Source organism: Rhodothermales bacterium, from assembly GCA_041391505.1.
GTDB lineage: Bacteria > Bacteroidota > Rhodothermia > Rhodothermales > JAHQVL01 > JAWKNW01.
Genome location: JAWKNW010000026.1, coordinates 12859 through 26906 on the forward strand (window position 1 = coordinate 12859; position 14048 = coordinate 26906).

Consider the following 14048-nt stretch of genomic DNA (forward strand, 5'->3'; position numbering starts at 1 on the left):
TACTTTCCAGCGCAGCGCGACCCGAATGGGCGGGACCCCAAAGCCGCCGCCCACCCGACGCCTGCACGCATCCGCGGCACCAACCGCAACGCAGCCGGGATGCCGTACCGTACGTTCCCAAACCAGAATGGAGGCAAACAAGCTCTATGGCAGACGTGACTACCGCACCGGTCGCGGACCTTCTCGGCGATGAAGCCGCTTACCTGCTCGATCACAAGTCGACCACCATCCCCCGCGAGACCCTGCATCTGCCAGGCCCTGATTTCATCGACCGCATCTGGGCGCAGTCCGACCGCACGCCGCAGGTGCTCCGTTCGATGCAGTCCCTGTTCGACCACGGCCGGCTCGGCGGCACGGGCTACGTGTCGATCCTTCCGGTGGACCAGGGCATCGAGCACTCCGCTGGCGCGTCGTTCGCGAAGAATCCGGCGTACTTCGATCCCGAGAACATCGTGAAGCTCGCCATCGAAGGCGGCTGCAACGCCGTGGCATCGACCTACGGGGTGCTGGGCGCCGTATCGCGCAAGTACGCGCACAAGATCCCCTTCATCCTGAAGATCAACCACAACGAACTCCTGACCTACCCGAATACGTTCGACCAGATCATGTTCGCGCAGATCGAGGACGCGTGGAACATGGGCTGCGTGGGCGTCGGCGCGACGATCTACTTCGGCTCCGAAGAGTCCGGCCGGCAGCTCGTCGAGGTCTCCGAGGCCTTCTCGCGCGCCCATGAACTGGGCATGACGACGATCCTCTGGTGCTACATGCGCAACAGCGGCTTCAAGGTCGACGGCGTCAACTACGAGACCGGCGCCGACCTCACCGGCCAGGCCAACCACCTGGGCGTGACGATCGAGGCCGACATCATCAAGCAGAAGCAGCCGGACTGCAACGGCGGCTTCAAGGCGCTCAACGCCGGCAACAGCAGCTACGGCAAGCTCGACGAGCGGATCTACACCAAGCTCACGTCCGATCACCCGATCGACCTGACGCGCTACCAGGTGGCGAACTGCTACATGGGCCGCGCCGGCCTCATCAACTCGGGCGGCGGCTCGGGCAAGAACGACCTCCAGGAGGCCGTTCGTACCGCGGTGATCAACAAGCGCGCCGGCGGCATGGGCCTTATCTCGGGCCGCAAGGCGTTCCAGAAGCCGATGGATGACGGTGTCGAGCTGCTCCATGCCATCCAGGACGTGTACCTCGACAAGCACGTCACGATCGCCTGACGCGATCCCGCAGCGATTGTCGCACGAGGCGGCCCGAGGCATCGGGTCGCCTCTTTTTTTTGCCGGCGCCGGCGGGGCGCCTATCGCGCGCGGCACACCGCTTGCATAGGGCGCAACCGTGCGGTACCTTGAGCTGTCGCTCAAGCCTCCTCTGGCGTCTCTCTGCCCGGTCCGCCGTCCGTTTTGCCGCTCTACTTACGCTGTACGGCTTGTCTGTAAGGACCGTATCGTACCCGGGCTCGTCACGGACGCCGTCACATCGCCTCGTTCTGCCAATGTCTTCGATGGGGGTACCTTCAACATTGCGCGCCTGGCTGCGCCGAATCGACGACCTCGATATCCGAATCGTCCGCGCCGTCGTCCTTAGCGCGCACCGGCCTTTCCAGAAACGCGCCACCGAGCTGATCTGCCGGCTCGGCAACGGATGGCTCTACCTCATCATGGGCCTCAGCGCCTGGATCGTCAAGGGCGACGCGGCGCACCGCATGATCGGCTGGTCGGCCCTCGCCGGCACCCTGGCGTTCCCGGTGTACTGGATCGTCAAGCGGTGGTCCGCCCGCGCCCGCCCCCATCACCGCGACCCGTCGCTCAACACCGGGCTCCGCACCCTGGATCTGTATTCCTTCCCGAGCGGGCACGCCATGACCGCGACCGCCGTCGGCCTCCCCTACGGCCTCACCCTCCCACACGCCTTTATTCCATTTGTCGTAGGCTGGCTCCTGATCGCCTGGTCCCGCCTCGCCTCCGGCCATCACTATCCATCCGACATCATCGCCGGCGCACTCATCGGCGTCGGCACCGCCATTACCGCCATGGCGCTGCTGCCATGATCCCACATTGATCCATCATCCATCCCACATCCATGGCTGATTATTCCCTGGACGTCGCCTCGCACGTCGATGTCGCCAATACGGGCGACAAGGCGTTCAAGACGGCATCGGGGCTGGAGGTGTCCAACAAGGACGGACAACCGTTCAAGTCGGACAGCACCCTCCGCGTCCCCGACCCGATCAAGACCGAAAGTACCTTTTCCATCCCCGACCCGATCAAAACCGAAAGTACGCTCTCCATCCCCGATCCCATTAAGACGGAGAGCACGGCGGAGATCGACCTCAAGCCGGTGGCGCTGGATCAATGCCTGCGCATCCGGCTCGACCCCGTGCCGACGACACACCTCCATCAGCCGTATCGCCAGCACATCGGGTTTTCCCTGTTCGGCATCGAGATCTTCGGCATCGATCTGCACGGTGAAATGAATGCCTTTATAGAGGGATCGGATCGTAAGCCGCACGTGGTGCCGACACGCGCCCACACCGAAGACCATCGCGGACCCGGCGTCCGCATCCGGCTGGACCGCTGACGTTCCACGCCGCCCGCTATCACCCAACCGAGTACGACCTTGGACGAGACCTACCGCTCCGCGCGCCGGCGACCCGCCGTGCGCCGCGACCGCCATCCGATGACCGACCCGAATCCGATCAACGACCTCCAGCAGGCCTGGACGGATCAGTGGGACACGTTCGTCACACCCGCCATGGACGCCTGGACCCGCCTCTGGAACGAGGCGCTCGACACCGCGCGCATGCCCCTGGAACGCAGCGCCGACCGCCCCCGGGAACGGCGTCGCCCTGAACACGACCCGTGCGGCTGCGGCTGCAAGGAGGGCGACTGCGCCTGCCGCTGCTGCATCGGACAGGCCGACATCGTTATCTATGCCTATCCCGGCGAACGGCGCATCGTCTCGATGGCGATCGAGAACCCGTTCCGCCGCCAGCGGGACGTCACGCTCGAACTGAGCGCGTTCGACGGGGAAAAAGACTGCCCCATCGACGTCAAGGGCCTCCTCGCCGGCGAGACGCAGTTTACCCTCCCCGCGTGCGACGAACGCGAAATCCTCGTCGCGATCGAGGTGGGCGACCTCCGGCAGCAAGGACGCGTCGACACCTGCTGCGTGCGACGGGCCGACCTCCGGATCACCGGCTGCGACATCCGCCCCGTGCGCATCGCCGTGGCGGTGTTGCCGTTCACGTGCGATCGCTACGTCATCGACTGCGCCTGCGGGTGCTGCTGACCATCATGGCCGACTCAAAAAATACCCTGCTCGACGACCTGATCCGCGCGGCCGGACAGGCCATCTCCCGACAGACGGACGCCGTCCGCGACGCCGCCACCCGGTGGCAGCAGAGCGCAGGCAACGCCCTGCCCGGCAACACCTCGGACTGGACGCGCGCCGCCAACGCCTACCTCGAGGCGCTCGGCACGCATTCCGCCGAATTCGCCCGCGCCCTCTGGTCCCTGAACCAGGATTACCTCCGCGACCTCGGCGCGCTCGGCAGCGACCATGCCCGCCGCTACCTGGAAGACCTCCAGCACGCCGGCCGGGGAGGCGGCAGGGGGACCCCCTCCGCACCGCGGCGCCACATCCCGATGACGCTCGAAGCGCCCATCGGCCACACCGCCGCGCGCACGTTTGTCCTCGAAAACCACCAGGACGGCGCACTGTCCATCGGCTTCGACGTGTCCGACGCCCGCGACGCGGAAGACGGCGCGACGTTTCCGCTCGCCATCGCGTTCGATCCGGACCGCTTCCAGCTCACTCCGGACGAGGAGCGCGCCGTGACCGCGCGCCTGACCCTCACCGCCGGCGTGTTTCAGGCCGGCCGGCGCTACACGGCCGACGTGCGCGTGGTCGGCTACCCCGGCCTGAGCCTCGCGCTCGACATCCGCCCCACCGAGGCGGATGAGGCGCCGCCCAAACCGCGCCGCCCCGCCGCCGCCCGAACCCGCACCACCACGCCCGGAAAGAGCCAACGCGCCGGCAGGAAAGGCACGCGCAAGAAGGAATAATCCCTCCCATGAAAACGTACCCCTACGCCTTCCACATCGCGCTGGACGGCAACGGCATCAACGGCCTGGAAGGCATGGCCGGCGTATGCAATTTCCTGTACGACCCCGCCGACCATGCCTACGCCTTCAAGATCACGTATTTCGACGGCCTCGCCGGCGGCCACGCCGTCAGCGTCAACCCGAACCGCACCCTCGGCTACCTCGGCACCACCGGGCAGCACCTCATGTTCTACGATCCCGCCACGCTCGATGAGCTGGATCGGACCTCCACCCTCACCTACGAAGCGCCCGACACCAGCGTGCGCGGAAGCACCCACATCTGCTGGCTGGACGACCAGACGTTCATCACCGCGATCGGCGACTATTTTTACCGGTTCGATGTAAACCGCCTCGCCGGCGGCGAGCGGCTCGGTCCGCACAAGACCATGATCCCCCACAGCATGAAGATCTCGGCCTCGGGCCGGTACCTGTGTTACGGCGCGATGGACAACCCCGCGCTCGGGGCGAAGGGCGAGGCGCGCAGCGTGGGCGTGCTGGATCTGGAGTCGGGCGAGACGACCATCATCCCCCTGCCGGCGACCTGCTGGCACATCGTCGGACATCCGAAAAAGGATCTGTTTTACGCCGTCTCGTTCCGGGTCATCCCGCAGGATCACGTCGACTACCACGAGTGGGCCATCGCCTTTTTCAAGGAATACGCCTTCGAGATCGACGCCGGCGAAAAACGCGTCGTCCGCCACTGGGCGTGCGGCCGCGAGATCCCGGCGCACATCAACTCGGACGTCACGATTTCCGACACCGAGCTCATCTTTTGCAACGGCGGCAGCGGCACCGTCGTCTTCATCGACCTCGCCAGCTTCTCGAAATACCGAATCATCGACGAGCGCCCCGATTTCGCCACGCGGCTGCACCACAAGCGCTCGATGGCCACCCAGGTGTACGATTCGATGGTCCGCGGTAGCGTCTTCGGCAGCGCCAACCACCTGCTCGGGGCGCTCCGCGTGAGCCGTTTTACGTTTCTCGATTCGATCCACGCCTGCCAGCTCTCAAAGGATCAGACGCTGCTGTTCACCGCCAACCGCGGCCTGAACCACATCACGATCTACGATTACCCGTCGCTGCGCCTGCGCTTCCGGGTTCCGATGCCCGAAATCCAGGAATATGTGCCCACCGTATCGCGCTACGCCGATCCCCGGCTGGGTTTCCATCATAGTTATCTGGTGAGTCCATGAAGGCAGCGCGACCTGTCCGAGCCTGCCTCCGCACGTCCGGCGACGGAGACCTCCCCGGCCTGCTCGCCGGCACGCTCGAGGCCGCCGGCTTCTGGCCGATGCTGGCGGCGCGCGGCGCCGACGCCGGCGCCGACCCGTCGGCCCTGCGCATCGTCATCAAGCCGGACCTCGACGTGTACGCCGCCGCCGGCCCCACCGGCACCGATCCGGTCCTCGTCGAAGCCCTGATCGCGCTGCTGCACGCGCGCGGCTACGCCTCCGTCGTCGTGGCGGACGGCCCCAATGCCGCCGGCATGTGGCTGGAAAACCGCGACGTGCTCGCACTCGCGGACCTCGCCGGATACCGGTTCGAGACCCCCGACGGACAGCCGTACGACATCCAGGATCTGGGGGAAGAGCTGGTCGATGCCGGCTTCCCGGCCGCCTCGGTCCTGGCCGGCACCGCGCTGGGCGCGGCCTGGCTGGATGCGCAGGTCCGCATCGCCGTCCCCAAGCTCAAGACGGACGAGGAGGAACGCTTCGCGCTCGGCCTCCACAACCTGCTCGGTGTGCTGCCGCTGCGCGACAAGGATCGGCACTACCGCTGCCGGCTCGATGCCGGCGACGTGGTGGTCGACCTCCTCCGCCAGACGCCCGTCCATTTCAGCCTGATCGACGGCCTCGTCGGCAACCACGGAAGCCAGGGCGTACGCGCCCCCAGGCCATACGAGGCCGGGCTGTTGATCGCATCGACCGATTTGCTGCTGGCCGACTGGGCCGGCGCGCTCGTGATGGGGCTCGACCCCTACGCCTCCCGGCTCAACGCCCACGCCCTGCGATCCATCGGGCTCCCCGCGGCCTACGAAATCGACGGCGACCTGACGCCGCTCGCCGGCTGGAAAAACGTGTCGCTCCTCCAGGCCGACGCCGTCCGCAAACGCAACGAAAACCCGACGCTCCGCCGGCATGTCGCCCCGTGGATCACGACCGTCAACACAGACCTCTTCCCCTTCAAGCAGCCGCTCGACAGCCAGGTCAACGCCTTCCTGGCGCCGCTCCTGAGCGACCTCGACGACCAGCCGATCGCCGCCGGCGCCTACCTCGCGCTGAACGCCTTCCTGGCTTCCGTCGAGAACGGCCTCTACGCCTGGCGCATCCTGTCCGACAAGAGCCGGCTCCGCCGCAAGGAAGTGCCCCTCGGGATCGACCTCGACCGCTACGCCGCGGCCGACTACGAGGCCGTGGCCGACTACATCCTCCCGCTCGCCGACATCGTGCGCCACGCCCCGCCCGACGCCAACGGGCTCCGCTGGCGCTACATCGACGGCTCGGTGCTTTTCGAGTACCGGCGCATCCTGCCGATTCCGTACGACCGCTTCGTCGACCGCGTCGATATCGCCGGCGCGGTCGAGATGATGTACGACAACATCGGCGGCGCGCGCGTGACGGTATCGGAGGACGACCAGCAGCGGATCGTGCACCAGGCCGAGCGCAACATCTACCTGCCCCAGCCCAACTGGATGGTCCTTTTCGGCGGCGAAGAGATCGACGTGGGCAAGATCGAGGTGGTCCGCTACGAAACGGACCGGCGGCGGATCTTCTGGCGTGCCGTGGCGAGCGCCAACCACTCGGCCGAATTCGACGACGGACTCGTCGCGTTTTCCCGGTATGGATCCGACGTGGAGGTGCTGATCGTGGCGCGGCAGAAATTCGCGCTGCCGCTGTTCTGGCAGGCCCTCAACATGGATTATCTGCCGGCGATCAAGGACCGGATGGTGTCCGATGCCTACATCGCCTTTTTCTCGCGCACGGTCGCCAACTACGAAGCCGCCTACGAAGGGCGCGACACCCGCGCCGGCCGCGTGGTGGCGCCGGCGGACGAGGAAGACGCCCGGCCGCTCGCTGTCGAGCAGCTCGACGAGTTGCTCGCGATGCTCATGAGCGTCCTGAAACGGGCCGTCCAGCCGGGCGCGACGCCGCCGGCGGCCGGCGTCGTCGACGAACAGGGCTATCGCCATGTGGCCGGCACGGCGGGCGGAACCGCCTCCGGCGCGCCGCTCTGGAGCGACATCGCCCGGGCGATGAAAAACGACATGCAACGGCTGGCCGGCCGGAGGACCTGAAATGCGTGTGCTGATCACCGGCGCGAGCGGCTTCATCGGGAGCCACATCGCCCACGCCCTCACGGGCCGGGGGCACACCGTCCGCGGCCTCGTTCGCACGACGAGCGACGTCAGAAACCTCGACGGCGCCGGCATCGAGCGGGTGATCGGGGACATCCTCGATCCAGCCTCGCTCGATGCGGCGATGGCGGGGTGCGACCTCGTGTTCCACACCGCGTCCCCCTACACGTACTGGGGCATCCCCGAAAAAGACCTGTTCGAGACGACCGTCGCCGGCGCGCAACACGCCCTCCAGGCGGCGCATCGCCAGGGCGTGAAGCGGTTTGTGCTGACGTCCTCGTCGGTGGTCGCCGGCTCGACGCACGAGGCGCGCGCGCTGGGCGAGGCGGAGACGATGCCGCTGGATGACGAGCCGGCGTACGTCCGCGCCAAGGCCGCCCAGGAGCAGGCGGTGCTCGATCTGGGCCGCGCCCTCGGCATCGAGACCGTGGCCATCCGCCCCACCGTGACCGTGGGCGGACCCGATCACGGCCCGACCGAAAGCAACCGGATGGTCGTCCGGTATCTCTCCGACCCCATGAAGGCGACCTGGATCGGCGGCGCCAACGTCGTCGGTGTCGAGGACGTCGCCGCCGGCCACCTGCTGATCGCCGAGCGGGGCGAGCCGGGCGGGTCGTATGTGCTGGGCGGCGAAAACCTCGCGTGGCCGGCGATCCATCGCCTGATTTCCGAGCTGACCGGGCTGCCCGGCCCGTGGATCACCGCCTGGGAGACCTCAGCCGTGGTCGCGGCCGCGGCGTACGAGTTCGCCAGCCGCCTCACCGGCAAGCCGCCGCCGTCGAGCCGGGAGCAGGCCCGGATGGTCGGGCGCTATTACTGGTACGACGACACGCCGGCGCGGACGCTGGGCTACCGGCCGGCCTCGACGAGGCAGGCGCTCGCCCGCGCCCTCTCCTGGCTCGTCGCCAGCGACCACATACCCAACGACCTCCGCGCCCGCCTGCGCCTCGCGCCAGAGGTGTATGCTGTGCGTTGAGCGGAGTGCGGGTCGGTGACTTGAGAGATGGGGGCGGGATGCGGGATGTTGGATGCAAGATGCAGGATGCGAGATGTTGGATGCTGAATGTTGGATGGTTAACGAAAAACGCTATCCTGCATCCTGCATCCAACATCCGACGGCCGAATCGCCTGAAGGCGTAAGCTCAGCCACGTTTTACGATCTACGATTTACATTTTTTAATCACCCCATACCATGACCGTCTCCACCACCACCATCCTCAAACATCCCTGGCCCGATGTCTGGCGGGCGTTGCGGGACGATCTTTCGGTGATAGCTGACCGGCTGGACGAGGTCGCCTCGATCGAATGCCTCCAGCGCGAGACGCTGGTCGGCGGGTCGGTCCAGATCGTCAACCGCTGGACGGCCGCGCCGCAGTTGCCGGCGTTCATCATGCAGTATGCGCGGCCCGAGATGCTCAACTGGGTCGACCACGCCGTGTGGGACGAGGACAAAGCGGTCTGCACCTGGACGATCGAGTTTCCCTATTTCCGGGACCACGTCTCCTGCGGCGGCAGCACGACCTTCCAGCCGGCGATGGGCGGGCGCGGCGCGCGCGTCATGTTCGCCGGCGAGATGGTGATCCACGGCATGCCGGGCGGGCTGGAACAGGTGGAGGGCCTGCTGACGAAAGGCACCGAGTCCATCGTCACCCGTCTGGTCGCATCCAACTTCCAGAAACTGGCGAAAGCGGCGGACGAGCACATCGCGGCCGGCTAGCGGCCCGAGGGGACGAACGTCATCAGACGCGTGGCGACCGCGCCGCCTCCGGTTGCTCGAACGATATAGAGACCGCCAGGACGGCCCGCCGGCGCAAAGGTCAGTTCGTGACGCCCGGCCGCCGTCACCCCGTCGTGCAGTACCGCAATCCGACGTCCGAGGGCGTCGAATACGTCCACCCGCACCGGCATGACGTCCGGAACGTCCAGCACCACCGTCGCCGATTCCGAAAACGGATTCGGGTAGGCCTCCGACAGCCCGAATACCTCTGGAGTACCGGCAACCACGCCGCCTTCCTCAACCGCCGTCACCCGCTCCGACGAGGTCAACGACACCGGCACCGCGTACGTCTCCTCGAAGTCGCCGAGGCGGAGCGTCAGCGGGAGCACGGTTTCCTGAACGCCCTGTCCCTGCTGCGGCAGGGCCGTCAGCTGCAGCACGACCGACCCCGGCGTGGCGCCGGCTGTAGCCGACGGCTGCACCCAGGCGGCCGTCGTGCCGAGCGACCAGCTCCACACCGCCCCGCCGACATCGGGAAACGCGATCTCGACGTCGACATCCTCGCCCGGATGCCCTTCCGCGGCGATCTCGAAGGGTTGGGGAACGGGGATGGCCGGCGGGCCGAAGGCACTCTCGGTGGATGCCGCCGGAGCTTGTTCAGCCTCGAACGTGCCGTCGCCATCCGCATCGACGCGCAAGGCTGTATCGTCATCCGTCCCGCCGGCCTCAAACGCGAACTGGATGGCATGGCCGGCGTCCAGACGGAGCGCGTTGAATAGAATGGTCTGTCGCATGTCGTCCGTCACGCTGACCCGCATCCGGGTGACCTGGACGTCGGACGCGTCGCCGGCGACGATATCGATCGTGTACGTGCTGTCGTTCGGCAGCGAAAACGTCGCGTTGCCTGCGTTCGCCCAGTAACCGACGCCGGGCACATCCTCCGTGACGACAAGCGGATTGTCCAGGGATACCGCCCCGGTCACCCGGCCGGCGGCATCGACCACGCGCGCGGCCACCGAACCGGAGAAGTTGATATATAGCAGCTCGCGGCCGGCGGCGGCTTTTTTGCCACTCCCGCCCTTCACAGGATGCTGCTCGATCACGCGGTACCCGGAGAGGAGCATTTCATTAACACGGTCGAGCGCCCGGATCGACCCGTCCGACGCGACACATCCGTTTGTAATGATCTTCGCATGCTCGCATGGAAAATGTTCGAACGGTTCGATCCAGGGCGAATCGACCCCGGAGATGTCGCGTTTCCCGACCCGCCCATCGTTCCCCATCGTGCTGCTCACCAGCGGAACGGTTTTATCGCCGTAGCCAAGGATCGGCAGCTGGCGCGCCCGGTACCGTTCGTGCTGGCGGGTATCGCCTTCCTCGTGCCGCAGTTCGGAAACAGGTACAGGTGGACCGATATACCAGCCCGTCGCGGTGTTTGCGGGCATATCGCCGACTTCGCGCAGGATCTGCGGCGGACCGTCGTACGCATTCCAGTCGTCGATCATCGCGTGAACCTGCTCGGAGACAGGGCCCAGCATGTCCAGATTGCGGCTCAGGCCGAGCGGTTTGCCGGTAAAGATGTCGATCTTCGACTTCGTCAGAAAGGTCCGTGTCTCCTCGTACGTGCGCAGCGGGGCGCCATACAGATCCTGAAGAACAAAACCGTGTTGATGCGAGGGCGATTCCAGGTCGGTGGTTTCCCAGTACATCTTGCTGGGCATCAGGCTGTACGCGCCGGCCAAATTGCGGGTCATGCCGATCATCCTTCCCCAGTCCGTTTCGAGGTGGAGCACTTTTTCGATCTCGAAGATATACCCCTTCGTATGCGCAGCGGCCGCCTGAACCGCGCCGAGATACGGTGTCGCCACGGTGATCCAGCGATGGACGTGGTCGCGAGCATGCGCCGGCTCACCGCGAACGTACAGCGAGGACACCACGCCGCCCATTGAATGGACGACGATGTCCGCCTCGCAGGCGCGCGCGATGGCGTTGTCCGCTTGAGCGGTCTGGACGGTGATCAGGTCCACGAGATCCTTCAGATCGGACGCCGGTCCTCTCGGATCGTCCCGCCAATCGTACGGAAAACGCCACAGGTCGAGGAGTCCCAATGGCGCATCGTTGCCGGTCGCGCCGACGTACCCCGCCTGCTCGAGGGCGACGAGGGCGTTGCCATAGGCGGCGTATCCCCCGAGCTCCACAATCCCGTCGATGTGGATGGGCTCCATGTCGCTGCCGTCCGCGTTTTTCGTGAGCCGCGCCAGGCGGCTGGTGGATTCATCGGACGAGACTACGTTGCGGGGGAACCAGAGCGTGGTGCCGTCCGCCGCCGATAGCCAGGATCCGCTGATCCCGGGCAGGTAGATGACCGGCCGGCGCACTTGCGCCAGCTCCGAACTGTTGCCGGCCGCATCGGAAGCCGAAGCCGTGACGTCCGCGCCAGGCGGCAGATCGACGTCGACGGAGAACGCACCCGTTCCATCCGCCGTGGTGAACCCGAACGGCTTGACGTGCCGGCTCCAGTACCGGCCTCGCTGCGTGCCGCTGTCGAGCACCTGGTAGATCACCACCTTCGCGCCGGGCCGCGTCATCCCACGCACGTTTGAGGCGGAGATCGACAGCAGCCGGGGCGGCGGCATGCGGCCGGCCGGATCGTCGGCCCAGGCCGCGCACGTCACGCCGTCGAGACCGATGTCGAACGGCACCCGTCCAATGCTCGCCGCGAGCTGCGTGGCATCGACCTCAAGTTCGTTCCGTAACAACGTCACACCCTGCCCGCTCGCGCCATCGACCAATACCCCGCCAAATATGCGGTTTTGAAGGTCCTCGGTGTCTCCGCCGATCGTCACGTCGGCCGCGCCGCCGGCGACGAGCACGCCACCTGCCGCATTCGGCGCCTGCGCTCCGCCGTTCGCCAGAAATCCTATGTTCGATGCCTCGACGGTGTGGCCGGCGCCCCCGTGAATCCGCAGCCCGAAGCCGCCGAAATCGGTGATCGTGAGCCCCTTGACCGAGACGTCGTTTGTGCCGGCGATGTGGATACCGTCGACCTCCCCTGTCTGCGTGCCCGACAGCCGAACGCTCCCGCCGGGCTGCGTGGTCGCGTCGATGGCCACGGGATGGGAGACCACGGGCAGAACGCTCGCCGGCGAAATGATGGGCGCCCCACCTCCGGGGATGTTGAACACGATGTGTGGGTACCCGCTCGTGACCCGGTTTGCCTCCTCGATGGCCGCGCGGAGCGTGCAATTATCCTCCGCCGGGTCGTCGTCGATGTCGCACCGTTTGTCGTTCGCGTCGTTGTCGGTTTCGTCGCCCGCCTCGTTGACGACGAAGGTGATGTCGTCGCCCAGCACCACGATCGTCCCCGGTGGCTGCACATAAGCGATGGGGCCGCAGTTGGCGTCGCCGTCCACATGGATCGAGCCGACGAACTCGCCGGGCGCGATGGCCTCGTATTCGGCCGTGGCGGCGAAGCTGGCGCCAGCTTCGAGCGTCTGCGGGTAGGCCGGCGTTGGTCCCGACACCAGCCGGAAGAACTGCGACGTCTTCGGGTCCGGACTCACCAGCATGTGCTCTAGCGGCACCCTGCCGTCGTTGAATACGGTGGTCGTGAGCGTAAACCGGTCGCCCAGGTTGACGGTCGGTTTGCCGTTGATGAACTGAAGGCCCGACCCGGTTACGTTCAGCGATATCAGCGGGCAGGACGGCCGAAGCAGCAGATGCGACCACTGGATCCATTTTTCGTCGTTGACCAGCAGCGTATTGCTCCCGAGCGCCCCGGGGGTGACGTATTGCGGAATCTCGAAGTCGTCCGGGACACACTGCGTCGTAATGGCTTCGCGCAAATCGGCGACGTCCCCATCCGGTGACCACAACAGACCCGGATAGGCGCCGATGTACCCGTCCGCGTTGATCGCATTGGGGACGTAGGCGCTGATACTTCCGGCGAAGGTCTGATCGAGGGCAAAGCCGGGCAGTTCATTGCCATTTTTGTGATACCGGACCGCGTACGTGCCGTCACCATGATCGGTGACGATTCGGCCCACATAGTCTCCTCCCGTCCCCTGAATGAGGTTCTGGACGACGCACCCGCCCGAGCCTCCGCGGGAGCCGGCCGGCGGGTACTCGCCCAGGTCGTTCGCGTAGCCGCCGCAATCCGGCAGGGATACTGCCGTGAGGACGCCCTCCGGCGTCAACCGATAGAGCTGCTGCGTGTGGTTGTCCAGAACGAACATCACCCCGTCGCTCTGAATGCGAACGCCGGTCGTGCCGGCGATATCCGTCTCGATTGCGGCCACGGAGGGATACAGGTCGCTCAGAAACTGAAAACCGTCGGCGTTATAGATAAATGCACGCCGCGGGTAGCCATGCGTGGGATCGTTGTCGGATTTCCAGCCGATCATCGCGCCGGTTTCATCGGCGATGTCCAGCACGCTCGAGTAGACGCCCAGATGCTGATCGGTCCCCAGCGCCACCAGCGAGATGCCGTTTTCCGGTGAATACGCGCCCGCCGTGCCGATCCCGTAGGCGCCGGACATGTTGCCGGCGGCTGTTACGGTGGTCACAAGTTCGTGGCCGAATCCATCGTCCAGGTACGTAATCTCATTGGTGATGGCGAAAATGTCCGGTGCCAATCCACTGACTGGCGGAATCTCGAACACGTCGTATTTCGTGCCGTGTAACTCAAGGACGCACGCATTTTGAGCTGCCGCGACGCGCACAAAAACCAGCACCAATACCACGAGCCAGCAACGCGCTTCAGCCGGCCACAGACGATGTATTGTCTTCATAAAGTACAGTGTAGATGAGGGTACTGCTTACGCGCTGACGCGTAATATTGAGGGGCACAAGGGGATCTGCTCCC

10 protein-coding genes are annotated in these 14048 nt (G+C 66.1%); 9 read left to right on the forward strand and 1 reads right to left on the reverse strand.

Features of this window, described 5'->3' with window-relative positions; genetic code table 11:
• Nucleotides 1-146: 146 nt before the first annotated feature.
• The 9 genes from R2834_19840 (at nt 147) to R2834_19880 (ending at nt 9184) form a co-directional block, all read left to right on the forward strand.
• Entirely contained in the window at nt 147-1226 is a 1080-nt protein-coding gene (locus R2834_19840; GenBank protein ID MEZ4702595.1) for a class I fructose-bisphosphate aldolase, read from the forward strand.
• A 284-nt stretch (nt 1227-1510) separates the two neighbouring features.
• Nucleotides 1511-2056, forward strand: a complete 546-nt coding sequence (locus R2834_19845; GenBank protein ID MEZ4702596.1) for a phosphatase PAP2 family protein — start codon at nt 1511-1513, stop codon at nt 2054-2056.
• 32 nt (nt 2057-2088) lie between these two features.
• Nucleotides 2089-2586, forward strand: a complete 498-nt coding sequence (locus R2834_19850; GenBank protein ID MEZ4702597.1) for a hypothetical protein — start codon at nt 2089-2091, stop codon at nt 2584-2586.
• 39 nt (nt 2587-2625) lie between these two features.
• Nucleotides 2626-3297 (forward strand): hypothetical protein, encoded by a 672-nt coding sequence (locus R2834_19855; GenBank protein MEZ4702598.1) that lies wholly within the window; start codon nt 2626-2628, stop codon nt 3295-3297.
• A 5-nt stretch (nt 3298-3302) separates the two neighbouring features.
• A complete protein-coding gene (locus R2834_19860; protein ID MEZ4702599.1) occupies nt 3303-4073 on the forward strand; it encodes a hypothetical protein in 771 nt (256 codons plus the stop codon).
• An 8-nt stretch (nt 4074-4081) separates the two neighbouring features.
• Nucleotides 4082-5305 (forward strand): hypothetical protein, encoded by a 1224-nt coding sequence (locus R2834_19865; protein ID MEZ4702600.1) that lies wholly within the window; start codon nt 4082-4084, stop codon nt 5303-5305.
• Nucleotides 5302-7407 carry a DUF362 domain-containing protein gene (locus tag R2834_19870; protein MEZ4702601.1) on the forward strand — a complete coding sequence of 702 codons (2106 nt, stop codon included), beginning with the start codon at nt 5302-5304 and terminating at the stop codon, nt 7405-7407. The genes R2834_19865 and R2834_19870 overlap by 4 nt, the downstream gene beginning before the upstream one ends.
• A gap of 1 nt (nt 7408) precedes the next feature.
• Entirely contained in the window at nt 7409-8443 is a 1035-nt protein-coding gene (locus R2834_19875; protein ID MEZ4702602.1) for an NAD-dependent epimerase/dehydratase family protein, read from the forward strand.
• Nucleotides 8444-8659: 216 nt separating this feature from the next.
• On the forward strand, nt 8660-9184 hold the full coding sequence (locus R2834_19880) for a hypothetical protein (GenBank protein ID MEZ4702603.1): 525 nt from the start codon (nt 8660-8662) through the stop codon (nt 9182-9184).
• Here the strand turns inward: R2834_19880 and R2834_19885 are convergent.
• Entirely contained in the window at nt 9181-13974 is a 4794-nt protein-coding gene (locus tag R2834_19885) for a hypothetical protein (GenBank protein MEZ4702604.1), read from the reverse strand. The genes R2834_19880 and R2834_19885 overlap by 4 nt on opposite strands.
• Nucleotides 13975-14048: the final 74 nt, after the last annotated feature.